Source organism: Caballeronia sp. LZ062 (assembly GCF_031450785.1).
Lineage (GTDB): Bacteria > Pseudomonadota > Gammaproteobacteria > Burkholderiales > Burkholderiaceae > Caballeronia.
On record NZ_JARTWB010000002.1, the window covers coordinates 1,638,221 to 1,660,893 of the forward strand.

Annotated in this window: 24 protein-coding genes and 1 pseudogene; 15 read left to right on the top strand and 10 right to left on the bottom strand. The window is 64.6% G+C overall.

Features of this window, described 5'->3' with window-relative positions; genetic code table 11:
• The first annotated feature begins 64 nt into the window (after positions 1-64).
• Complete coding sequence (locus P9239_RS13710) at positions 65-496, top strand: DUF1841 family protein (RefSeq protein ID WP_309751690.1); 432 nt, start codon at positions 65-67, stop codon at positions 494-496.
• A gap of 79 nt (positions 497-575) precedes the next feature.
• Here P9239_RS13710 and P9239_RS13715 read toward each other — a convergent pair whose 3' ends face one another.
• Entirely contained in the window at positions 576-980 is a 405-nt protein-coding gene (locus tag P9239_RS13715) for a c-type cytochrome (protein WP_309751692.1), read from the bottom strand.
• 135 nt (positions 981-1,115) lie between these two features.
• Positions 1,116-1,481, bottom strand: a complete 366-nt coding sequence (locus tag P9239_RS13720; protein ID WP_159835678.1) for a c-type cytochrome — start codon at positions 1,479-1,481, stop codon at positions 1,116-1,118.
• Between the two features lie 469 nt (positions 1,482-1,950).
• On the opposite strand from P9239_RS13720, the gene P9239_RS13725 reads away from it, so the two are divergent.
• From P9239_RS13725 to P9239_RS13755, 7 genes are all read left to right on the top strand, one after another.
• Positions 1,951-2,793 (top strand): MoxR family ATPase, encoded by an 843-nt coding sequence (locus P9239_RS13725; RefSeq protein ID WP_309751694.1) that lies wholly within the window; start codon positions 1,951-1,953, stop codon positions 2,791-2,793.
• A gap of 36 nt (positions 2,794-2,829) precedes the next feature.
• Positions 2,830-3,420, top strand: coding sequence for a GNAT family protein (locus P9239_RS13730; RefSeq protein ID WP_309751696.1), 591 nt, complete (start codon positions 2,830-2,832; stop codon positions 3,418-3,420).
• Between the two features lie 25 nt (positions 3,421-3,445).
• Positions 3,446-4,621: a VWA domain-containing protein gene (locus P9239_RS13735; protein ID WP_309751698.1), complete on the top strand. Its 1,176-nt coding sequence runs from the start codon at positions 3,446-3,448 to the stop codon at positions 4,619-4,621.
• A 25-nt stretch (positions 4,622-4,646) separates the two neighbouring features.
• Positions 4,647-5,846: a benzoate/H(+) symporter BenE family transporter gene (locus tag P9239_RS13740; RefSeq protein WP_309751699.1), complete on the top strand. Its 1,200-nt coding sequence runs from the start codon at positions 4,647-4,649 to the stop codon at positions 5,844-5,846.
• A gap of 75 nt (positions 5,847-5,921) precedes the next feature.
• A complete protein-coding gene (locus P9239_RS13745; protein WP_309751702.1) occupies positions 5,922-6,167 on the top strand; it encodes an energy transducer TonB in 246 nt (81 codons plus the stop codon).
• Positions 6,168-6,382: 215 nt separating this feature from the next.
• On the top strand, positions 6,383-7,336 hold the full coding sequence (gene tal, locus P9239_RS13750) for a transaldolase (RefSeq protein ID WP_309751703.1): 954 nt from the start codon (positions 6,383-6,385) through the stop codon (positions 7,334-7,336).
• 179 nt (positions 7,337-7,515) lie between these two features.
• Positions 7,516-7,995, top strand: a complete 480-nt coding sequence (locus tag P9239_RS13755) for a VOC family protein (protein ID WP_309751705.1) — start codon at positions 7,516-7,518, stop codon at positions 7,993-7,995.
• Between the two features lie 12 nt (positions 7,996-8,007).
• On the opposite strand, the gene P9239_RS13760 is transcribed toward P9239_RS13755, so the two are convergent.
• The 6 genes from P9239_RS13760 to P9239_RS13785 form a co-directional block, all read right to left on the bottom strand.
• On the bottom strand, positions 8,008-9,108 hold the full coding sequence (locus tag P9239_RS13760; protein ID WP_309751707.1) for an FUSC family protein: 1,101 nt from the start codon (positions 9,106-9,108) through the stop codon (positions 8,008-8,010).
• 135 nt (positions 9,109-9,243) lie between these two features.
• Entirely contained in the window at positions 9,244-10,794 is a 1,551-nt protein-coding gene (gene mctP / locus P9239_RS13765) for a monocarboxylate uptake permease MctP (protein ID WP_309754041.1), read from the bottom strand.
• Positions 10,794-11,048: a DUF3311 domain-containing protein gene (locus tag P9239_RS13770; RefSeq protein WP_175939874.1), complete on the bottom strand. Its 255-nt coding sequence runs from the start codon at positions 11,046-11,048 to the stop codon at positions 10,794-10,796. Before P9239_RS13770 ends, mctP begins: the two co-directional genes overlap by 1 nt.
• Positions 11,049-11,266: 218 nt before the next feature.
• Entirely contained in the window at positions 11,267-12,151 is an 885-nt protein-coding gene (locus P9239_RS13775; protein WP_309751712.1) for a spermidine synthase, read from the bottom strand.
• Positions 12,148-12,630 carry a DNA-deoxyinosine glycosylase gene (locus P9239_RS13780; RefSeq protein WP_309751716.1) on the bottom strand — a complete coding sequence of 161 codons (483 nt, stop codon included), beginning with the start codon at positions 12,628-12,630 and terminating at the stop codon, positions 12,148-12,150. The genes P9239_RS13775 and P9239_RS13780 overlap by 4 nt, the downstream gene beginning before the upstream one ends.
• Complete coding sequence (locus P9239_RS13785; RefSeq protein ID WP_309754042.1) at positions 12,627-13,271, bottom strand: chorismate lyase; 645 nt, start codon at positions 13,269-13,271, stop codon at positions 12,627-12,629. Before P9239_RS13785 ends, P9239_RS13780 begins: the two co-directional genes overlap by 4 nt.
• A gap of 127 nt (positions 13,272-13,398) precedes the next feature.
• Between P9239_RS13785 and P9239_RS13790 the strand changes: the two genes are divergently transcribed.
• Positions 13,399-13,656, top strand: a complete 258-nt coding sequence (locus P9239_RS13790) for a hypothetical protein (protein ID WP_309751718.1) — start codon at positions 13,399-13,401, stop codon at positions 13,654-13,656.
• Positions 13,657-13,712: 56 nt separating this feature from the next.
• On the opposite strand, the gene htpG is transcribed toward P9239_RS13790, so the two are convergent.
• Positions 13,713-15,617 (bottom strand): molecular chaperone HtpG, encoded by a 1,905-nt coding sequence (gene htpG, locus P9239_RS13795; RefSeq protein WP_309751720.1) that lies wholly within the window; start codon positions 15,615-15,617, stop codon positions 13,713-13,715.
• A 177-nt stretch (positions 15,618-15,794) separates the two neighbouring features.
• Here htpG and P9239_RS13800 point away from each other — a divergent pair, with 177 nt between their 5' ends.
• Entirely contained in the window at positions 15,795-16,337 is a 543-nt protein-coding gene (locus tag P9239_RS13800) for a Rhs element Vgr protein (RefSeq protein WP_309751721.1), read from the top strand.
• On the opposite strand, the gene P9239_RS13805 is transcribed toward P9239_RS13800, so the two are convergent.
• Complete coding sequence (locus tag P9239_RS13805; protein WP_309751723.1) at positions 16,334-17,782, bottom strand: PLP-dependent aminotransferase family protein; 1,449 nt, start codon at positions 17,780-17,782, stop codon at positions 16,334-16,336. The two genes, P9239_RS13800 and P9239_RS13805, sit on opposite strands and share 4 nt — an antisense overlap.
• 175 nt (positions 17,783-17,957) lie before the next feature.
• Between P9239_RS13805 and P9239_RS13810 the strand changes: the two are divergent.
• The 5 genes and pseudogenes from P9239_RS13810 to P9239_RS13830 form a co-directional block, all read left to right on the top strand.
• Positions 17,958-18,620 (top strand): annotated as a pseudogene (locus P9239_RS13810) (VOC family protein); the annotation flags it as partial.
• Between the two features lie 199 nt (positions 18,621-18,819).
• Positions 18,820-19,773 carry a DMT family transporter gene (locus P9239_RS13815; protein ID WP_309751726.1) on the top strand — a complete coding sequence of 318 codons (954 nt, stop codon included), beginning with the start codon at positions 18,820-18,822 and terminating at the stop codon, positions 19,771-19,773.
• A gap of 85 nt (positions 19,774-19,858) precedes the next feature.
• Positions 19,859-21,055, top strand: a complete 1,197-nt coding sequence (locus P9239_RS13820; protein ID WP_309751727.1) for a PLP-dependent aminotransferase family protein — start codon at positions 19,859-19,861, stop codon at positions 21,053-21,055.
• Between the two features lie 50 nt (positions 21,056-21,105).
• Entirely contained in the window at positions 21,106-21,567 is a 462-nt protein-coding gene (locus tag P9239_RS13825; protein ID WP_309751729.1) for a RidA family protein, read from the top strand.
• Between the two features lie 81 nt (positions 21,568-21,648).
• On the top strand, positions 21,649-22,539 hold the full coding sequence (locus P9239_RS13830) for a PhzF family phenazine biosynthesis protein (protein ID WP_309751731.1): 891 nt from the start codon (positions 21,649-21,651) through the stop codon (positions 22,537-22,539).
• The last annotated feature ends 134 nt before the right edge of the window (positions 22,540-22,673 follow it).

Genomic DNA, 22,673 nt, shown 5'->3' on the forward strand with positions numbered 1-22,673 from the left:
CGCGCCGAGCACCGACCTGCCGCCGCATCTACAATAATGAATTCCCGAGCCGAATCAACCTTTCATGTTCAACCCTAGCCGCGACGAAGTCCGCCAGTTTTTCACCGAGACGTGGCGCAAGGAAAGCGCCGGCGAGATCCTGACGCCGCTCGAAAGCATGGCCGCTGACTGGATCCGCGAGCATCCCGAATATCAGGCGGAACTCGCCGACCCCGACGCTCGGCAGGCCGACTATTCGCCGGATGCGGGCCGCACCAATCCGTTCCTGCATCTGTCGATGCACCTCGCCATCAGCGAGCAGTTGTCGATCGATCAGCCACCCGGCATTCGCCGCGCGCACGATCGCCTGGTTGCGCGGCTCGGCTCGCCGCACGACGCGCAGCACGCGATCATGGAATGCCTCGGTCAGGTGATCTGGGAAGCGCAGCGCAGCAACACGCCGCCGGACACGGACGCGTATCTCGCGCTCATCGAGCGCCGCGCGTCGCGCGACTGACGCTCAAAACACCCGGCTCCGAAACGAAACACCCCGCGCAAGCGGGGTGTTTGTCATTTCGGACGCTACAGCGACGCGCTTACTTCTTGAGCACGAGACTGCCATCCAGTGATTCGATATACGCGGCGATGTCCTTCAGATCGCTCTGCGACAGGTTCTGCACCTGCGCGGCCATGATCGCGTTGTTGCGCCCGAAGTTCTGGTTGCCGTTGCCCATCTGATACTGACGCAGCGCCCAGTAAATGTAGGTCGCGTGCTGGCCCGCTAGCTTCGGATATTCGCCGCTCACCGGCTTGTTGAGACCGGGACCGTGGCAAGCCGCGCAGTTATGGCTTTCGGAAAGCACCTTGCCGTTGCCCGCATCCGCTGCGTGCGCCGTGCTAAACGCCGCCGAGCCGACGAGCGCGGCGGCGGCGCATGCGGCCTTGAAACTGAATCGAAGTGCGTGAGACGGTGCCTGAGACTGTGCCTGAGAGGGCTTCATGAATTCTCCTGTCGACCGGTGTTCGAGCTGCGGCGCCTGAACCCGGTCCCATGCAAGATGATGGCTGCCTGCGTTGTCGGATTGCCGTATCAACGGCGGCCGGCGCTTTGGCCGGCCTGGTCGCGGCAACGTGGATTACTTGTCGGGATTGTTCTTCGACTGCGGCGTCTGCGCGGCGTAATACGCGGCGATATCCGCGATATCCTGATCCGACAGCGTCACAGCGATGGCACGCATGGTGTCGAAGTGGCGGTCGCCCTTCTTGTAGGCGTGCAGTGCGTTCGCAATGTACTGCGCATTCTGGCCGCCCAGCATCGGCACCTCGTAGACCTCGGGGTAAGCCGTGCGATAGCCGGGAATGCCGTGACAGCCGATGCACATCGCGACCTTGCCCTCTGCGGCCTTTGCATTGCCCACGACGTCGGCGGACGCCTGGGTCGCGAAGCCGGCAAGACCGGACAGCACTGCAATCACGGCAAGTTTGCCGACGAAATAGTTCATAGCTTGTAACCTAGCATGAGGGGAAATCCGGCGCTCGAAAGCCGCGGCCCGCGCCGAGCGCATCACAACCGCATCACAACCTTCTCGGGACTGTTTGCTGCCTTCCACCGCTTCAAAGGCGGTGCATGCGCACGACAATGCGGCCGCCTGGCCGCGCAGGCCAAAAAAATCGGGCTAATTGTACCGCGCGGCCACACGACCGTCCAATCTCCGAGATAGCCCGAAGCCGCTTCTGGCAATGGGAACCGGCTGAAAGACGCATCGCCTGCCTGCGACAATTCGCCTCTATCCATGCGCCGCGTCGCGCGTCGTTGCCTGTTCTCAGCAAGCGCCATGCAGCGCTTCCGACTTGCGTTCCAAGGCCGTCGCAGGCGCGGTTGCGGGCGGCTGCAACGATACCGGCGAGGCGTCCATCGCAACAGGGCTTCTGACTTATACTGGGATTTTTTTCCTCACCGGAATCTTCGTCATGCGCTTCGAAGGCTCATCGCAGTACGTCGCAACCGACGACCTCAAGCTCGCGGTGAACGCCGCGATGACGCTAGCGCGGCCCTTGCTCATCAAGGGCGAGCCCGGCACCGGCAAGACCATGCTCGCGGAGGAAGTGGCCGGCGCGCTCGGCATGCCGCTCTTGCAGTGGCATATCAAGTCGACGACGAAAGCCCAGCAAGGTCTTTACGAATACGACGCCGTCTCACGCCTGCGCGATTCGCAGCTTGGCGACGAGCGCGTGAAAGACATCCGCAATTACATCGTGAAGGGCGTGCTCTGGCAGGCGTTCGAGTCGGACCGTCAAACGGTGCTCTTGATCGACGAAATCGACAAGGCCGACATCGAGTTTCCGAACGACCTGCTGCGCGAACTCGACCGCATGGAGTTCTACGTCTACGAGACGCGCGAACTCGTGAAGGCGAAGCATCGGCCGCTCGTCATCATCACGTCGAACAACGAGAAGGAGCTGCCGGACGCGTTCCTGCGCCGCTGCTTCTTCCACTACATCAAGTTCCCCGATGCCTCGACAATGAAGGAAATCGTCGAAGTGCATTTCCCCGGCATCAAGCAGGACTTGCTCGCCGCCGCCATGCAGAGCTTCTTCGAACTGCGCAACGTCTCGGGGCTCAAGAAGAAGCCTTCGACGTCCGAACTGCTCGACTGGCTGAAGCTGCTGCTCGCCGAAGACATTCCGCCCGAGGCGTTGCAGTCGTCGGATCAGAAGCAGATCGTGCCGCCGCTGCACGGCGCGCTGCTCAAGAACGAACAGGACGTCGCCCTCTTCGAGCGGCTCTTGTACATGAACCGCCATAACCGCTAATCCGCTGATCAGCACGCCACAGAAAGGAAAACACGCATGAGCCGCTGGATCGAACCCGTCACGCTCGAAGGCGAGCACGTCAGGCTGGTGCCGTTGACCGTCGAGCACGAACAGGCGCTCGCCGTCGCCTCCGCCGATGGCGAGCTCTGGAAGCTCTGGTACACGAGCGTGCCTTCGCCCGGCACCGCGCGCGCCTATATCGACGCGGCCATCGACATGCGCGACCGGCTCGGTGCGCATCCGTTCGCGGTCATCGATGCCAAGACGGGCGACGTCGTCGGCTCCACGCGCTATTTCAACGTGGAAGCGGCGCACCGGCGGCTGGAAATCGGGCATACGTGGTACGCAAAGCGCGTGCAGCGCACCGCGCTCAATACCGAAGCGAAACTGCTGCTGCTCGGGCACGCGTTCGAACAACTGAAGGCCATTGCCGTGGAGTTCCGGACGCATTTCATGAACCACCAGTCGCGGGCTGCCATCGCGCGGCTGGGCGCCAAGCAGGACGGCATTCTGCGCAATCACCAGATCGGGCGGGACGGCGCGTATCGCGATACCGTCGTGTTCTCGATCATCGAATCGGAATGGCCGGCCGTGCGTGCGCATCTCAAGCACCGGCTCGACCGCTGATTCACGTCACGAAGGAGAGCGCGTCATGCTGATCGATTTCTTCTACTCGCTGCGCGACGCGAAGCTGCCCGTGTCGGTGAAGGAATATCTGACGCTGCTCGAAGCGTTGAAGGCGCAAGTCATCTCGCCGTCGCTCGACGAGTTCTACTTCCTCGCGCGCATGACGCTCGTGAAGGACGAGAAGTACTTCGACAAGTTCGACCGCGCGTTCGGCGCGTACTTTCATGGCGTCTCGCAGTTGCCCGACGAAGCCTTCGACATTCCGCTCGACTGGCTCAGGAAGCGGCTCGACCGCGAGTTCACGCCCGAGGAGAAAAAGCGCATCGAGGCGCTCGGCGGGCTCGACAAGCTCATGGCGCGCCTCAAAGAGCTGATGGACGAGCAGAAGGAACGGCACGAAGGCGGCAACAAGTGGATCGGCACCGGCGGCACGTCGCCGTTCGGGCATGGCGGCTACAACCCGGAAGGCATCCGCATCGGCGGGGAATCGGCGGGCAATCGCACGGCGGTGAAGGTGTGGGACGAGCGCGCGTTTCGCGATTACGACGATCAGGTGGAAATCGGCACGCGCAACATCAAGGTCGCGCTGCGGCGCTTGCGGCGCTTCGCGCGCGAAGGCGCGGCCGAAGAGCTGGACTTGCCCGACACCATCCGCAGCACCGCGGCGAACGCGGGCTGGCTCGATCTCAAGATGGTGCCCGAGCGACACAACAACGTGAAAGTGCTGATGCTGCTCGATGTCGGCGGCTCCATGGACGATCACATCAAGCGCGTGGAAGAACTCTTCTCCGCCGCGAAGGCCGAGTTCAAGCATCTGGAGTTCTACTACTTCCACAACTGCGTCTACGACTATTTGTGGAAGAACAATCGCCGCCGACACACCGAGCGCACGCCGACCTTCGACGTGCTGCACAAGTTCACGCCGGACTACAAGTTGATCTTCGTCGGCGACGCGACGATGAGTCCCTACGAAGTGCTCCAGCCGGGCGGCTCCGTCGAATACAACAATGCCGAAGCCGGCGCCGTGTGGCTACGGCGGCTCGCCGATCAATTCCCGCATCACGCGTGGCTCAATCCCGAGCCCGAGCGGCTATGGGAATATCGGCAGTCCATTTCCGCGATTCGCCATGTGCTTGGCAACCGCATGTATGCGCTGACCCTGTCCGGCCTGGAAAGCGCCATGCGCGCGCTGTCCAAATAACACGCCAGAAAGAAGCAGAACCCGCATGAAAGCTACGCCGTCTGTCGCGCACGCCCCGCTGCGCCCTTTTGCCGATACATCGGTGTCCGCGGTCATCGCGGGATTCGTCGCGATGATGACCGGCTACACGAGCTCGCTCGTGCTGATGTTTCAGGCGGGACAGGCCGCGCATCTGTCGGACGCACAGATTTCGTCGTGGATCTGGGCGCTTTCCGTCGGCATGGCGTTGTGCACGATCGGGCTCTCGCTGCGTTTTCGCGCGCCGATTGTCGTCGCCTGGTCGACGCCCGGCGCGGCGCTGCTCGTCACGTCGCTGCCGAACGTGCCATATGCGCAAGCCATCGGCGCGTTCGTCGTCTGCGCGGTGTTGCTGACGGCGGTCGGCGTCACCGGCTGGTTCGACGCGCTCATGAAGCGCATTCCGTCGGGCATCGCGGCGGCGCTGCTCGCGGGCATCCTGTTCGAGATCGGCATCGAAATTTTCCGCGCGGCCGAGCATCAGACGGCGCTGGTGCTTGCAATGTTCTTCACGTACCTGATCGTCAAGCGCGCGACGCCGCGCTACGCCATTCCGGCCACGCTCGCGGCGGGCGTGGCGGTCGCGGGCGCGCTCGGCCTGCTCGACTTTTCGCGCTTTCACGTGGCGTTGGCGCATCCCGTTTTCACGATGCCTGCGTTCTCGCTTTCCGCCATCGTGAGCATCGGCGTGCCGCTTTTCGTCGTCGCGATGGCATCGCAGAACGTGCCCGGCATCGCCGTGCTCCGCGCCGACCGCTACACGACGCCCTCCGCGCCGCTCATCGCGACGACGGGTATCGCTTCGCTCGTGCTCGCGCCGTTCGGCTCGCACGGCGTGAATCTCGCGGCGATCACGGCCGCGATCTGCACCGGCCCCGAAGCGCACGAACGCCACGACCGGCGCTACACGGCGGCGGTGTGGTGCGGCGTCTTCTACCTGATCGCGGGCGTCTTCGGCGCGACCATCGCGGCGCTCTTCGCGGCGTTTCCGAAGGCGCTCGTGGTGTCGGTCGCGGCGCTCGCGCTGTTCGGCTCGATCATGAGCGGCCTCACCAACGCCATGCAGGACGTCCGCCAGCGCGAACCCGCGCTCGTCACGTTCATGGTGACGGCTTCCGGCCTCACGCTGCTTTCCATCGGGCCGGCGTTCTGGGGATTGATCGCGGGCGTCGTGACGCACGTCATTCTGAACGCCCGGCGCGGCTGACGCGGCCTACAATGCGGGAATCGGGCGGACGTTCTCCGCGTCGATGAATTACGACCGCATTTCCGAATCACGAAGATGGCTTTACTCGACAAACTGCTGGCGCGCACAGCGCCGCCCGGCGCCCAGAAGCGCAAGACGATCGTCCGCGTGCTGCTCGACGACGCCGGCCACGTTCAGGACGTCGTCCTGAAGATGAGCTGCGGCGATCCCGAAAAAGACGCGCACGCGCTGGACGAAGTCCGCAAGATGCGCTTTGCGCGCGGTCAATTGGGCTCCGGCACGGTGCGGCGCTGGCACGAACTCGCCTACGCCATCGACTGACGCATGACGCCCGGCCGGCGACGGAACGCCACGCCGCGCTTCCGGTCGAACCAGCGCCGCGCACGCCGCAAGCGCGAAGCGCACGCGCAGGACTAGAATGAGACATTGGCAGTAGGGGCGAGCCCTGCGCCGTCAAGGCGCTTTGCGGCATCGCGATCATGGACACCCCGCGGGTTACCGCAATTTGACAAGGCGCATGGCGCCGACGACTCGACATGACATCCGCTCTCGACCAGCTTAAGCAATACACCACCGTCGTTGCCGATACGGGCGACTTCCAGCAATTCGTTCAGTTCAAGCCGGAGGACGCGACTACCAATCCGTCGCTGATCCTGAAGGCCGTCCAGAAGGACGACTACAAGCCGCTGCTCGAGAAAACCGTCAAGGAGCACGCCGGCAAGCCGATGGGCCAGATCATCGACCATCTGCTGATCGCCTTTGGCACCGAAATCCTGAAGATCGTCCCGGGGCGCGTCTCGACCGAGGTCGACGCACGCTTTTCGTTCGACACGAAGGCGTCCATCGACAAGGGTCGCGAAATCATCAAGCTGTACGAAGGCGCGGGCATCAAGCGCGAGCGCGTGCTGATCAAGCTCGCGTCGACGTGGGAAGGCATCCGCGCGGCCGAAGTGCTGCAGAAGGAAGGCATCCGCTGCAACATGACCCTGCTCTTCTCGCTCGCACAGGCCGCGGCGTGCGCCGAAGCGGGCGCGCAGCTCATTTCGCCGTTCGTCGGCCGCATCTACGACTGGTACAAGAAGTCGGCCGGCGCCGAATGGGACGAAGTCAAGAACGGCGGCGCGAACGATCCGGGCGTGCAGTCGGTGCGCCGCATCTACTCGTACTACAAGAAATTCGGCTACAAGACTGAAGTCATGGGCGCGAGCTTCCGCACCGTGAGCCAGATCACCGAACTTGCCGGCTGCGACCTGCTGACGATCAGCCCGGACCTGCTGAAGAAACTGGCGGACAGCGACGAGAAGGTCGAACGCAAGCTGTCGCCGGAGCAGGCGGACAACGAGAGCATCGAGAAGATCAGCGTCGACGAGCCGACGTTCCGCTTCGCGCTCAACGAAGACGCCATGGCGACGGAAAAGCTCTCGGAAGGCATCCGCGCGTTCGCCGCCGACGCCATCAAGCTCGAAAAGCTGATCGCCGCGTTGCAGTAAGCGACGGCCGGGGCGCGCGCTGCGCGCCTCCGCGATGGTCTGCCGCGACGACATTCGGACGAATACGGTCTTGCGGGATTTTTGACGTAAATTGACTTTCTCCGAGTTGGCGCGGCATCCGGTTGCAATAGACTTTCGTGCTTTGGCGGGAGCGCCGCCTAGGCTCGGAGAAGCAGTCAATGCAACTGGATACGTATCTTTTCTTCAACGGAGAATGCGCGGACGCCCTCGCGCTTTATCAAGCCGCGTTCGGCGCGCAAATTGAAACGCTCATTCGTTTCCGCGACACGCCGGACGCCGCGAACGTGCCCGCCGAATGGCACGACAAAGTCATGCACGCGCTCTTCAGCGTGGGCGGCACGGCAATCATGGTGTCGGACGGCCAGTTCGGTCAGCCGCAGCGTGACTACCACGGTTTCACGCTGTCTATCGGCGCCGAAGACGCCGCGTCCGGCGAGCGCACGTTCAATGCATTGAGCGAAGGCGGCACGGTGCTCACGCCATGGCAGTCCACGTTCTTCACGGCGGGCTTCGGCATGCTCAAAGACCGCTTCGGTGTGCCTTGGCTCATTAACGTCGTCAACGCGGTGGAATCGGCCGGAGCGCCGCAATCGCCGCAACCGCCGCAGCCGCAGCAAAACGCGGCGCCGCAGGCCTGAGCGCCCGGCGCGTCAGCCGCGAAGCGGCCGCGCGCCCTCGATGTTCCACTGACGCTCGATCTCACTCAGACGCAGCCGCAAGCGATCCACCTGCTCCGCGAAACGCATCGCGAGCCAGTGCATGCCCTGCGTCGATTCATCGCCCTCTTCTGCTTTCGCGCTCGTGTTCGCATGGGCGTCCGCGCGCATGTACAGCAAGCCGACGCGCCCGAAGCGCAGCGCGCGCGCCATTTTCAGCAGCTTCTGCCGCGCCTCCTGCTCGCGCGCCGTGCAATCGGGCGCAAAACCGCGCGACGCCTGCGACATGTCCGGCATCGACGTCACCAGCATTTCCAGCGCGGCGAGAATCGAGCGATGCAGCCGCTGAATTTCTTCGAGCCGTGTCAGCGGCACATGCGTTTCCTTCGCGACGGACTCCATCAGCGCGCGCGACTGCACGAGACGCTGACTCATCGCGAAGAAGCGGCGCGCGGTTTCCTCCGCCATCAAAGGCTTGCCATCGAGCAATGCGCCGTAGAGACGCGCACATTCGCGCAGATTGTCGGCGAGCCGATAGCGCCACGAATACGTCGCGTACTGCGGCAGCACGAAAGAAAACGCCAACGCGATGGCAATGCCGATGAGCACATTCGCCGTCCGCCACAAGCCGACATCGAACGGCGAATCACCGTGGCCCGCGACGATGACCATCGTAATCGCCGTGAGCAGCGCGACATAGCCCGCCTTGCCGATGGCGTAGTACGCGCACGCCCCCGCGATGGCCGACATGAGAATGAAGAACAGCGCGGGCGAACCGAAGAGCGTCTCGACCAGAATCAGCACCAGTCCGATGCCCGCGCCGAGCGCCGTGCCGAGCGCGCGTTCCGCCGCCTTCTTGCGGATATTGCCGTAGTGCTGCAAACCGCCGACCACAACGAGTAGCGATACCGACGCCCAGCTGCCGTGCGGAATATTGATGCCCGTTGTGACGAGAAAGGACGTCGCCATGCCGAGCGCGACGCGCACGGCGTGGATCATCTTCGCGTGCCGATAGCGGAAGAACGGTGAGGCCAGGCCGTGGAACAGCCGCATCGCGCGGCTTTTGCCCGCTGACGCCGATGTCGATGAAAACATGAGTCGCTCGCGTCGGTATGCCGTGTGTCGATCAGCGGGCGTCAAACAAAACGCCCGCAACGGCCGGAGGCTCCGGCAGATTACGGGCGTTAGCGTATCAGACACGCCGCCGCGTCATGCGACGCGGCGCCGGCTTCAGCTTTCCACGACGTCCAGATAGTCCTCGGGCCGCGTGCGGTCGTCAGACCGCTTCAGCCCGATGGCGCGCACCAGCACGCTCACGCCGACCGACACGATCAGGTTGACGATCAGCGCCCACACCGCCGCATAGCCCGGCACCGCGTAGCCGAACATGTGCACCGTGAAAATCGACCCCTTCAGCTGGAGCGAGACGGCCATCCACGTGCCGACGGCGATACCGACGGCCCAGCCGATCAAGAGACCGCGATGATCCAGCACGCGCGTATAGAGACCGAGCACGAGCGCGGGCAGCGTCTGAATGATCCAGATGCCGCCGAGCAACTGAAGCTGAATCGCGTAGGTGAGCGGCAGCGCCAGAATGAACACGACCGCGCCGACCTTCACGATCAGCGACACGAGCTTGGCGACGTTGGTTTCCTGCTCGGGCGTCATCGAGCGGTTGAGAAACTCGCGGTGCACGTTGCGCGTGTAGAGATTGGCCGCTGCGATCGACATGATCGCGGCCGGCACCAGCGCGCCGATGCCGATGGCCGCGAAGGCCACGCCCACGAACCACGACGGGAAGTAGTGCAGGAAGAGCGCCGGCACCGCGAAGTTCGCGCCGTAAGCCTTGAAGTACGACGCGTACTCCGGCATGTCCTTCACGCCGGAGGCGAGCGCCATGTAGCCGAGCAACGCCAGCAGCCCGAGCACCAGCGAATACGCGGGCAAGAGCGCCATGTTGCGGCGGATGGTGTTGCCCGAGTTCGACGAGAGAATGGCCGTCACCGAATGCGGATACAGGAAGAGCGCGAGCGCCGAGCCGACCGCGAGCGTCGCGTAGGCGCTGTAGCCGTTCAGACTCGCGGCGTCGGGCGCCTTCAGCAGCAGCTTCGCGGGCGGCACGTTACCGAAAATATGCCCGAAGCCGCCGAGTTGCGCGGGAATCACGATCATCGCCGCGATGATGGTGATGTAGATCAGCACGTCCTTGACGACGGCGATCATCGCGGGCGCGCGCAGGCCGGACGTGTACGTGTACGCCGCGAGAATCGCGAAGGCGATGATGAGCGGCAGGTCGCCCACGAAGCCCTGTGTGCTGAAACCGAGCGCGCCGATCACCACTTCGATGCCGACGAGTTGCAGCGCGATATACGGCATGGTCGCGACGATGCCCGTCAGCGCGATGGCGAGCGCGAGCATCCGGCTGTTGTAGCGCGCGTGCACGAAGTCGGCGGCGGTCACGTAGCCGTGGCGCTTCGCGATGCTCCAGAGCTTCGGGAACACCACGAACGCGAACGGATAAATCAGGATGGTGTACGGCAGCGCGAAGAAGCCCGTCGCGCCTGCGCCGAACACGAGCGCCGGCACCGCGACGAAGGTGTACGCCGTGTAGAGATCGCCGCCGAGCAGGAACCACGTCACGATGGTGCCGAAGCGCCGGCCGCCGAGGCCCCATTCGTCGAGTTGGCCGAGATCGGCCTTGCGCCAGTGCGCCGCGATGAAACCGAGAATCGTCACTCCGACGAAAAACAGAACGAATACGAAAGTTGCGGTGACGTTCATCATCGCGCGCCTCCTTGGCCTTGCCCCGCGCGGCCGGACGACAGCGCCTTGGTTTTCTTGTAGACGACGGCCGTGATGACCGCGCTCACCAGCACCCAGAGAAGCTGATACCAGTAGAAGAACGGGAAGCCCCACAGCACGGGTTCGATCTTGTTGTAAAACGGCACCCACACCACGCCGATCCACGGAAGGATCAGAAGCCAGAGCCAATGCTTGTTGCGCGGTTGTCCAGTGCGGCCCGGATCTTGAGCCATGATGGTCTCCAGTTTGTTTTTGAGCATTTGCTTCGAGCCGTGGCCCGCGGAGCCGTCCGGTGCGGCGCTCGCGCAGACGACACGCTGCAGAAAGCGCCCCGAAATAACAGGAGGAGTATAGGGACCGCCAAAACACGGTCAAGCAGGGAGAATCCCGAGCATTCCCCAGATGTGAAAGGCGCTGAAAAGCGTCAGCGCCCTGCCCGATTCGCTTGCTTTCAGATGGAGAAGGAGCCGCTCAACGGCAACTCCGCGCTTTCGGCAAGCCCCTTCACCCATTTGCGCGCGGGCAAGCCCACTTGCGTTTCGATGAGCTTCGCGCGTTCGCCGAGCGCGGCGAAGGGCACGTCGAGCGCGGGACCGGCGAACGCAATCGCCACGCGATTGCCGTCGTGAACTTCGGGCAGCGCGATCACGCGATGATCGAATGCTTCGTTCAGATGGCGCATGTTGCGCACGAAGCTCGGGTGATCGCCGAAGAGGTTGATCGTCACCACGCCCGCTTGCGGCGTCAGACACGCGCGGCACGCGCGATAGAACGACACGCTGTCGAGCACCGGACCGCGCGCGGTGGCATCGTAAATGTCGATCTGCAACGCGCCGATGGTCCCGTGATTCGCGCGATCGTTGACGAACTCCCACGCGTCGCGCTCGGTCACCGTGAGGCGCGCGTCGTCGTAAGGCAGTTCGAACATCGCGCGGGCGGCGATGACGACTGCCGGATTCAGCTCGACCGCTTCGACCTTCGCGCGCTTCAGATACCGATAGCAGAACTTCGTGAGCGCCGCCGCGCCGAGCCCCAGTTGCACGATGCGCTCGGGCGTCTCGATGAACAGCAGCCACGCCATCATCTGCTGCGCGTATTCCAGTTCGATGTGATCGGGCTTTCTGAGGCGCATCGCGCCTTGCACCCATTCGGTGCCGAAATGCAGATAGCGCACGCCACCTTCTTCGGAAAACGTCACGGGCGCGAAGCGCGGTTTGCGCGGCGCGTCGATGCGCGGCGCGTTGGCGAGATCGTCCTCGTCGTGTCGATGCTTGCTGCCTTTCTTGCGGCTGAACGCACGCGCTTCGGCCGATGCGCGCTTGATGAGAGTCGTCATTGTGTGCTGAGAATGTCGCGCCAGATGCGCAATTTTTGATCGAACGAGAGGATAGCATTGGCGGGACTGGACGACGGCAGCACGAGCGTGGCGTAACCCGCCGCAGCAATCACGGGCGCGAACTTGCCCGATGTCTTGCCGTTGAAGCACACCTTGCGTAGCTTCGGAAAGCGTTCGCGGAACACGACGAAATCGTTCGGCGATGCATTGCGGATCGCGCTATCGAGGCTGCCTTCGCGGTCGCATGCGGCGAGCACGTCCCACAAGCCGATGCCGTGCTTCATCACGCGCGCGAGCCGTTCTTCATAAGCGAGTTCGTGCAACGGTTCGCCGATGACCGCGCCGACCAGGCGCCAGAACTGATTGCGCGGATGTGCGTAGTACTGCGTCGACGCGAGCGACGCGACGCCCGGGAAACTGCCGAGAATGAGCGTATGCGTATGCGCGTCGCCGACTGGGGGGAAGCCCGCGAGTTTCATCGCGCTTCGCCGTGCGCGACGCGCTTCGCATACGAACTCAAATGCTCGTATGCCCGCGCATGTTCCCGATGCGCAGCATGCGCTGCATCGCGCGATGCGAGCGCGCGCCAGAGCGCATCGAGAAAGCATTCGGTGACCATCAGGGGCGCGCCGTGTCGCAGGAACACCGACCGCCTCGCGACGAGCGTGTGGCTCGCCTGAGCCTGCATCGCCGCGAGCCGGTACAGCGGATGCCACGCTGTGAGCACGCGGCTCGCGAGCAGCGAACGCGACACGCCGCTGTCGCTATATAGAAGCTCGGCGAGCGGGCGCGTGCGCAAGCGGCGCATGGACTGCCACACCCCCGTGCTGTGCGACAGCGCGACGATGCTGTGCGCCGCGACGAACGGCACGCCATCCACCTTCAGCACGACTTCGCGCGTCCAGACCGGCGTGCGCGGCGTCCCGCCGAGCGCGCGCCATTCGTCGCGCCACGGTTTATCGACGGCTTCGCGCGTGACCTCGACCGTCACGGCGCCGAGCGTGCGCAAGTGGGCAGTCAACGAGCCGCCACGCGTAAGCCAGTCTTTCTGATCGTCACTGCAAACAGGATGCGGCGCGATGCGCCAGTGGGCATCGACGGGATCGTTGGGAATCAGCATGGCGGCCATTATAAAACCGGCCTCCGGTTCGGATGAATCGTATGGCGGGCGGGGCCCGGGCGGGGGAGACTATCGAATCCGCGCGCCGTCGAGCGCCGGCATAGCAAGAAACGTTGAGGACATCATAATGACGAAAAACACGAAGCAAACCTCGCCTAAGGTCGCGCATCTCGCCGCCGCAAAACTGCACGATCCGAAGGCTTCCGCTATCGCGAACGAATTGGCGGGCTCCGCACTCGCGCAAGCGCATTCCTCGAAGCAGACGAGCGCCCGGATGGAGCACAAGGCGAGCGAAGTGCTGCACAGCGCGAAGTATTCGCAAGAGACCAAGACGCTCGCCGCATCGGTGCTCGCGCAATCGACGAAGGAACGCAAGGCCAAATAAAAAGGCGCTGCCGGCTCACCCGGCAGCGCGTTCTTCCCTGCGCGTTTCAATAACGCTTAATGCGCCAGCAACAACGCATTCGTCCGCTTCACGAAGCTCGCCGGATCTTCCAGCATCCCGCCTTCGGCCAGCAGCGCCTGATCGAAGAGCAGATGGCACCAGTCCGCGAAATTCGCGCTATCGGCATTCAGCGCTTTGACGAGCGGATGGTCAGGATTCACTTCGAGAATCGGCTCCGCTTGCGGCGCCTTCTGCCCCGCCGCCTTCAACATGCGCTGCAGATAGCCGCTCATGTCGCCTTCGTCGGCAACGAGACAGCTCGGCGAATCGGTCAGGCGGAAGGTGAGACGCACGTCTTTCGCCTTGCCTTCCAGCGCCTCCTTCATCTTCTCGACGAGCGGCTTCATCTCCTCGCCGACCTTCTCCTGCTGCTGCTTTTCCTCGTCGTTGAGCGCGCCCAGGTCGAGGTCGCCGCGCGCCACGCTCGCAAGCGGCTTGCCGTCGAACTCGTTCAGAAACGACAGCATCCACTCGTCGACGCGATCCGTCAGCAGCAGCACTTCGACGCCCTTCTTGCGAAACACTTCGAGGTGCGGGCTGTTCTTCGCGGCCTGCCAGTTGTCGGCGGTGACGTAGTAGATCTTCGTCTGCTCGGGCTTCATGCGCGCGACGTAGTCGGCGAGCGACACGTTCTGCACGTCGCTGTCGTTTTGCGTCGATGCAAAGCGCACCAGCTTCGCGATGCGCTCGCGATTGCTGAAATCCTCGCCGATGCCTTCCTTCAGCACCTGGCCGAACTCGCGCCAGAAAGTCGCGTACTTTTCCTTATCGGCGTCTTCGGTTGCTTCGGCGGAAGACGTCGCTATTTCTTCGAGCATCGAGAGCACGCGCTTGGTCACGCCTTCGCGGATCGCCTTCACGTCGCGGCTTTCCTGCAGGATTTCGCGCGAGACGTTGAGCGGTAGATCCGCCGAATCGACCACGCCCTTCACGAAGCGCAGATACGCGGGCAGCAGTTGCTCGGCGTCGTCCATGATGAACACGCGCTTCACGTAGAGCTTCAGGCCGCCGCGATGTTCGCGGTTCCACAGATCGAACGGCGCGTGCTTCGGCACGTACAGCAGTTGCGTGTACTCGCTGCGGCCTTCGACGCGGTTGTGCGTCCACGCGAGCGGTTCGTCGTGATCGTGCGAGATGTGTTGATAGAACTGCTTGTACTGCTCGTCGGTGATCTCGCTTTTCGGGCGCGTCCAGAGCGCGCTTGCCTGATTGACGGTCTCGTCCTCGTCTTTCACGACCATCTCGCTCGTCTCGGCGTCCCATTCTTCCTTCTTCATCAGAATGGGCAGCGCGACGTGATCCGAGTACTTCTGGATGATCGATTTCAGCCGATGCGACGACAGCAGATCGTCCTCGTCGGCACGCAGATGCAGCGTGATGGTCGTGCCGCGTTGCGCGCGCTCGATGTCCTCGACTTCGAAATCGCCCTCGCCCGCGCTCGTCCAGCGCACGCCCTGGCTCGCCGGCAGACCGGCGCGGCGCGTTTCGACCGTCATCTTGTCCGCGACGATGAAGCCCGAGTAAAAGCCCACGCCGAACTGGCCGATGAGCGCGGCGTCCTTCTGCTGGTCGCCGGAGAGCTTCGAGAAGAATTCCTTGGTGCCGGACCGCGCGATCGTGCCCAAGTGCGAAATGGCTTCGTCGCGGCTCATGCCGATGCCGTTGTCGTCGATGGTGATCGTGCGCGCGGCTTTATCGAAGGAAACGCGGATGCGCAGATCGGGATCGCTCTCGTACAGCGCGCTGTTTTCGATGGCTTCGAAGCGCAGCTTGTCCGCCGCGTCCGACGCGTTCGATATCAGTTCGCGCAGGAAAATTTCCTTGTTGCTGTACAGCGAATGGATCATCAGGTGCAGAAGCTGCTTCACTTCCGCCTGAAAGCTCATGGTTTCTTGCGCCATGGTCGGGTCCTCTGGTTGATGTCGTCAAATGCTGTCGGGCCGCCGGCCGATGCCGCGTCTTTCGGCGCGCCGTCCGGCGAATTCGTGCGATATGAGGCCGGCCCGCGCGATTTCAAGAGCGTCGAGCGTTGCATTCGATAAGATGCGCCTGCGCCACTTCCAAGCCCGCCGAACGACATGCTCACGCCCGACCGCCGCTCCCGCCCGCTCACGCCCGGCGAAATCGCGATGGCGCGCCTCGTCTTTCGCGATGCCATCGACTATTCGACCGTCCGCGTTCACGCGCGAGCGTACCTGCCCTTCGGTTTGCAGCCGCCGCACACCGCGATGGCGCCGAACGGCAGCCTCTACTTTCCGCGCGCCTGCCATCGCGACGACTTCTCGGCGTGCGGCATCGGCGACCATATGTGGTTCATCCACGAGATGACGCACGTGTGGCAGTTCCAGCTCGGCTATTGGGTGCGCGTGCGCGGCGCGATTCGAATCGGGCTCGGTTACGGGTATGCGCTCGGCGCCGAGAAGCGCCTGTCCGACTTCAACATGGAAGCGCAAGGCAATCTGCTCGCGGACTATTTCGCGCTCAAGTTCTGCGATGCGCCCGGCGCGCTCTACGAACATCGCTACCGGCACGCGCCCGATGCCCTCGCGTGCTATGAAACCGTGCTCGCGGATTTCCTCGACGCGCCGTTTTCACGACGCCATCTGCCGGGCGGCCGCTAGACCGAGCGCCGCGCAACCTTCTCCAGATGGCCCGCGATCAGCGCGGGCAGCGCCGGATCGCCGCAATTGGCGACGTTGAAACGCATCCACGTCGTCGGCGACTGCTGCGGCGAAAACAGGCTGCCGGGAGTCAGCAGAAATCCGGCTTCGTGACCCGCCGCGGCTAGACCATCCGAATCGACGCCCGCGTCGGCCCACAGGAACATGCCCGCCTCGGGCGTCGTGAAAAGCCGCAGCCCAGTGCTTTCCAGCATACGCGCGGTCTTGTCGCGCACGGTGTCGAGCCGCGCGCGCAGCCGCTCGACATGCCGCCGGTAGTGGCCTTCGGTCAGCACCTTGTAGACGACGCGTTCGTTCAGCTCCGGACTTGTCATGCCGACGAGCATCTTCTGGTCGGCGAGCGCGTTGGCCACGTCCACGGAGGCCGCGACGTAGCCCACGCGCAGATTCGCGGCGAGCGTCTTCGAGAAGCTGCCGAGAAAGATCACGCGCTTCAACTGATCGAGCGACGCGAGGCGCGTGGCGGCGAAGCCCGTCGGGCAAAGGTCGCCGTAGACGTCGTCCTCCACGACGATGAAGTCGTACTCCTGCGCGAGCTGCAGAATGCGAAACGCCTGCGCCGCCGTCAGCGACGTGCCGGTCGGGTTGTGCAGCACCGAATTGACGATGAGCATCTTCGGCCGCCACGTGGCGACGAGCGTTTCCAGCGCCTCGAGATCGGGGCCTTGCGGCGTGTACGGCATGCCGACGAGCCGCGCGCCCTGCGACGCGAAGCGGCCGAACATCTGAAACCACGCGGGATCGCCGACGATCACCGCATCGCCCGGCTTCACGTAGATGCGCGCGATCAGGTCGATGGCCTGCGTGATGCCCGAGGTCAGCACGATCTGCTGCTCCGACGCACCAATCTCGAGTTCCGCGAGCCGCGTCTGCAATTGCTGGCGCAACGGCAGGAAACCGTGCGGTGTGCCGAGGCCGAGCATTTGCGCGCCGGCGAGACGGCTCATGGAGCGCAGCGCGTTGGTGATGAGTTCGCCATCCAGCCAGCGCGACGGCAGATACCCGAGCCCCGGCCCCTTCTCCGGACTCGCCGTGTGCAGCATGTTGCGCAAGAGCCAGACGACGTCGATGGTGCTCTGCACCGGCTCTCGTTGCGAGGCGGCCAGCGCCCCCGGCGACGCCGGCGTGATGCGGTCGCGCACGTAGAAGCCCGAGCCGCGCCGCGAATCCAGATAGCCGTGCGCGACGAGGCGCTCGTATGCCTCGACCACGGTGAAGCGCGACACGCCCTTGTCGATGGCGAGCTTGCGGATGGACGGCATGCGCATCCCGGGCCGGAACACGCGCTCGTCGATGCGGCGTCGGCCCCACTGCACGAGTTGATCGACGAGCGTGAGCTGCTCGGCGTCGTGCGGGGCGGGAATCTGGTCGAGCGGAACGGACATGCGGACCTCGGCGGACGGATCAGCGTACGGATGGGCGAAAACTGTACCGAATGGGATCAGGCCGATTGTACCGTTACTGTTCTGGTGATTACCGCTACATTTTGCTTTCCCGCGACCGGTACGGACGTCAGACGGGGTTATGCTGTCGCCCCCCGATTACTGCCTCACGCAAGCCATGACCGCTCATCCGCTGAAACTCGACCATCTCGTGATCGCCGCGCGCACGCTCGAAGAAGGCGCGCAGTTCGTCGCCGCCAGGTTCGGCGTCGAGACATCGCCCGGCGGCGCGCATGGGCAGATGGGCACGCACAACCGGCTTCTGAATCTGTGGGGCGGCGCGTATCTCGAAGTGATCGCCGTCGATCCGGGTGCGCCGCCGCGCCAAGCGCCGCGCGCACGCCTCTTCGCGCTCGATGACCCGGCGATGCAGGCGCGCCTCGCCGACGGTCCGCAGCTCGTGCACTGGGTCGCGCGCGTCGAGCGTCCGAAGTCGCTTGCGCGCTGGCAGGAGCAGTATCCGCAACGCATTGCGCCGGTCGTCGCGATGTCGCGCGGCGGCAATACGTGGGGCCTCACTGTTCCCGACGACGGGGCGTTCCCCGCTTGGCAAGGCGCCGGAGACGGCCTGCTGCCCTCGCTGATTCAGTGGGATACGCCGCGGCATCCGAGCGGCGTGCTGCCGGAAACCGGCATCCTGCTGCGCTCGCTGACGGGCTATCACCCGAACGCCGAGGCGGTCGCCGAGCAGCTCGCGTGGCTGGGCGCGGCGCATTTGATGCGCGTCGAAGCGACGGCGGGCGCACCCGTGCTCGTCGCGGAATTCGAGTTGCCGGACGGCTCCGTCGTGACGCTCGGCGAAACCGCCGAATCGTCGGATGCGGCCCGGCGCGCGCAGGAAGAAACGCAGCAGGCGTCGAACAAACGCCGCCGCGCGAAAGCCCGCAAAGCGGACGAAGACGCGCCGCAGCCCGAACTGCCGCTTTCTCCCGAAACACTCGACACACCCGAATGAAGCACAAGAAAGGAGACGCCCCACGATGAGAACCCGCGAAACCGAAGGCATGCTGCTCGGCCTGATCGGCGTCGTCATCTTCAGCCTGACGCTGCCGATGACGCGCATCGTGGTGCAGGAAGTGCATCCGCTTTTGAACGGCCTCGGGCGCGCGCTCGTCGCGGCCATTCCGGCGGCACTGCTGCTCGCGTGGCGGCGTGAAAAGCGCCCGACGTGGCCGCAGGTCAAGAGCCTCGCGGTCGTCTCGCTCGGCGTGATCATCGCGTTCCCGGTGTTCTCCGCCTGGGCGATGAAAACCGTGCCCGCGTCGCACGGTGCGGTCGTGAACGGCTTGCAGCCGCTGTGCGTGGCGATCTACGCGGCGTGGCTGTCGCACGAACGGCCGTCGAAGGCGTTCTGGGCGAGCGCGGTGGCGGGCAGCGCGATCGTCGTCGCGTTTGCGCTGCAGGCGGGCGGCGGCGGCTTGCAGGCGGGCGATCTGTTGATGCTCGTCGCGGTCGGCATCGGCGCGCTCGGCTATGCGGAAGGCGCGCGGCTCGCGCGTCAGATGGGCGGCTGGCAGGTCATCTGCTGGGCGCTCGTGCTGTCCGCGCCGTTCCTCCTGCTGCCGGTGGGCTGGCTCGCGTGGGCGCATCACGCAGCGCACCCGGAGCCGCTCGCGCTGCGCACGTGGCTCGCGTTCGGCTACGTCACGCTCTTTTCGCAGTTCATCGGCTTCTTCGCGTGGTACGCCGGACTCGCGATGGGCGGCATCGCCCGCGTCGGACAAGTGCAACTGCTGCAGATTTTCTTCACGATGGCGTTTTCCGCGCTCTTCTTCGGCGAGCACGTGAGCGGATCGACGTGGCTCTACGCAGCCGCGGTGATCGTCACGGTGGTGATCGGCCGCAAGACTGCGGTGCGCGCCGCGCCGGCTGCGGTCAGCAGCGTCGGTACGAGCACGACGCCCGTCGCCGCTCACACCGGCCACGCAAAATAACGCACGCGCGCGATAATCGCAGTTTCCGCGGCTTCCTTGCCCACGCGAACGCAACAACCGAAACCAGAGACAACCGAGACATTTCATGAATCAAGCCGATCTCCGCGCCACGCCGTGGCAACTCTCCGAACGCGCCCGCAAGCTCACCAGCTCGGCGATTCGCGAAATCCTGAAGGTGACGGAGCGGCCCGAAGTCATTTCGTTTGCGGGCGGACTGCCCTCGCCGGCCACGTTTCCGGTCGAAGAGATGCGCGAAGCGTCCGAGCGCATCCTGCGCGATCAACCGTCGGCAGCGTTGCAGTACAGCGCGACCGAAGGCTTCATGCCGCTGCGCGAATGGGTGGCCGCGCGCTATTCGGTGAACGGCGTCACCATCCGCCCGACGCAGGTGCTGATCACGACCGGCTCGCAACAGGCGCTCGATCTGCTCGGCAAGGTGCTGATCGATCCGGGCAGCCGCGTGCTCGTCGAAACGCCGACGTATCTCGGCGCGCTGCAGTCGTTCTCGCTGTTCGAGCCGAACTACGTTCAGGTGCCGACGGACGAGTCCGGCCTGATTCCCGAAGGACTCGATGCCGCGCTCGTCGCGAATGCGCGCCTTCTCTACGCGCAGCCGAACTTCCAGAATCCGACCGGCCGCCGCCTGCCGCTCGAACGCCGCCGCGCGCTCGCGGCGTTCGCGCAGAAAGCCGCGTTCCCCGTGATCGAAGACGATCCGTACGGCGCGCTCGACTACGCCGGCGCGCCGTTGCCGACACTGCTCTCGATGGCGCCCGATCACATCGTGCATCTCGGTTCGTTCTCGAAGGTGCTCGCGCCGGGCCTGCGCGTGGGCTACATCATCGCGCCCGAGGAATTGCACTTCAAGCTCGTGCAATCAAAGCAGGCCACCGACCTGCACACGCCGAGCCTCACGCAGCGCATCGTGTATGAAGTGGTGAAGAACGGCTTTCTCGATACGCACGTGCCGACCATCCGCGCGCTGTATCGCGATCAGTGCGCTGCGATGCTCGCCGCGCTGGAACGCCACATGCCCGCGGGCGTCGAATGGAACCGGCCTGAAGGCGGCATGTTCGTGTGGGTGAAGCTGCCGAAGCATATCGATTCGATGAAGCTGCTGGAGCAGTCCATCGCGCAGAATGTGGCCTTCGTGCCGGGCGGCCCGTTCTTCGCGAATGAGGCCGAGCACAATACGATGCGCCTTTCGTTCGTCACGGTTCCGCCCGCGACGATCGACGAAGGCGTCGCGAAGCTCGGCGCGTTGATTCGCGCGAGCCTCTGACCGCATCTGACCGGGCGCGGCGCGCCCACCACTCTTTCACAGGAGCAACGATGGCATCCAACGTGTACGACAAGCTGAAGGAACTCGGCATCGACCTGCCCAGCGCGGGCGCGCCGGCCGCCGCCTACGTGATGAGCGCGCAAAGCGGCAACACCGTGTATCTGTCGGGCCATATCGCGAAGAAGGACGGCAAGCCCTACGTCGGCAAGCTCGGCGACACGCTCACGACAGAAGAAGGCAAGGCCGCCGCGCGCAATGTCGCCATCGACCTCATCGCGACGCTGCACGCGCACACGGGCGATCTGACCCGCGTGAAGCGCATCGTCAAGGTGATGAGCCTCGTGAACTCGACCTTCGATTTCACCGAACAGCACATCGTGACCAACGGCGCGTCGGAACTCATCGCGGACGTCTTCGGCGATGCGGGCAAGCACGCGCGCTCGGCCTTCGGCGTCGCGCAGATTCCGCTCGGCGCGTGCGTCGAAATCGAGCTGATCGCCGAAGTCGGCTGATCGCGACCGTTGTTGCGCAGTTCCGCAAACCCGGCCGCGCGAGCGTGCCGGGTTTTTTTGTCACCCTTTCACTTTCCAACCATGTCCGCCCGCACCGTGCGCTTCAGTCAGGTCGATGTTTTCACGTCCGTCGCGTTCGAAGGCAATCCGCTCGCGGTGATCTTCGACGCCGACGATCTTTCCACCGAGCGCATGCAGGCCATCGCGCGCTGGACGAATCTCTCGGAGACCGCGTTCCTCTTGCGGCCGACCGATCCGCGCGCCGACTATCGCGTGCGCATCTTCACCACGGCGACCGAGCTTCCGTTCGCCGGCCACCCGACGCTCGGCACGGCGCACGCGCTGCGGGCGAGCGGCTACGTGCCGAAAGAACCGGGGACGCTCGTGCAGGAATGCGGCGTGGGGCTCGTGACGCTGCGCCAGCGCGATGACGAACGCTGGGCATTCGCCGCGCCGCCCGCGCGCATCGTCCCGCTCGACGATGCGCAGCGCGACCGTCTCGCCGCCGCGCTCGCGCCTGTGGAGATCGATTTCAGCGCCCCGCCGTGCGCCGTGGACAACGGTGCGCCGTGGCTGATCGTACGTTTGCGCGATGCAGCGCAGTGCCTCGCGATGGCGCTTCTCGGCGGAGCGCGGCAGGCGCTGACGGCGCTCGTCGGCGAAGTCGGCACCCACGGACTGGTGGTGTACGGTCCGCACGAAAACGGCGTGCCGGCGACGTTCGAATTGCGCGCGCTGCTGCTCGGCGCGGAGAACGTCGAAGATCCGGTGACGGGCAGTGCGAACGCGGCGCTCGCCGCCTTGCTCACGGCCCAAGGCAAGCGCCCCGGCGACGCGTACACGGTGCGCCAGGGCACGGCGCTCGATCGCGACGGACGCGTGTTCGTCACCTACGACGACCGCGCCGACGGCTCACCGGTCTGGATCGGTGGCGACTCCGTGACAGTCATCGACGGCACAATCCGCTTTTGAAACAATGACCTGCGCGCGGCTAGCCGTAAACCCCGAGCGGCCATGCTTTCGCTTTCTTAATCGCCGCGTCTTCAGTACTATCCGAACAAACGGGAACGGAACAAAGGCGCGGCATCCGTTCCCGCACCCTGCGG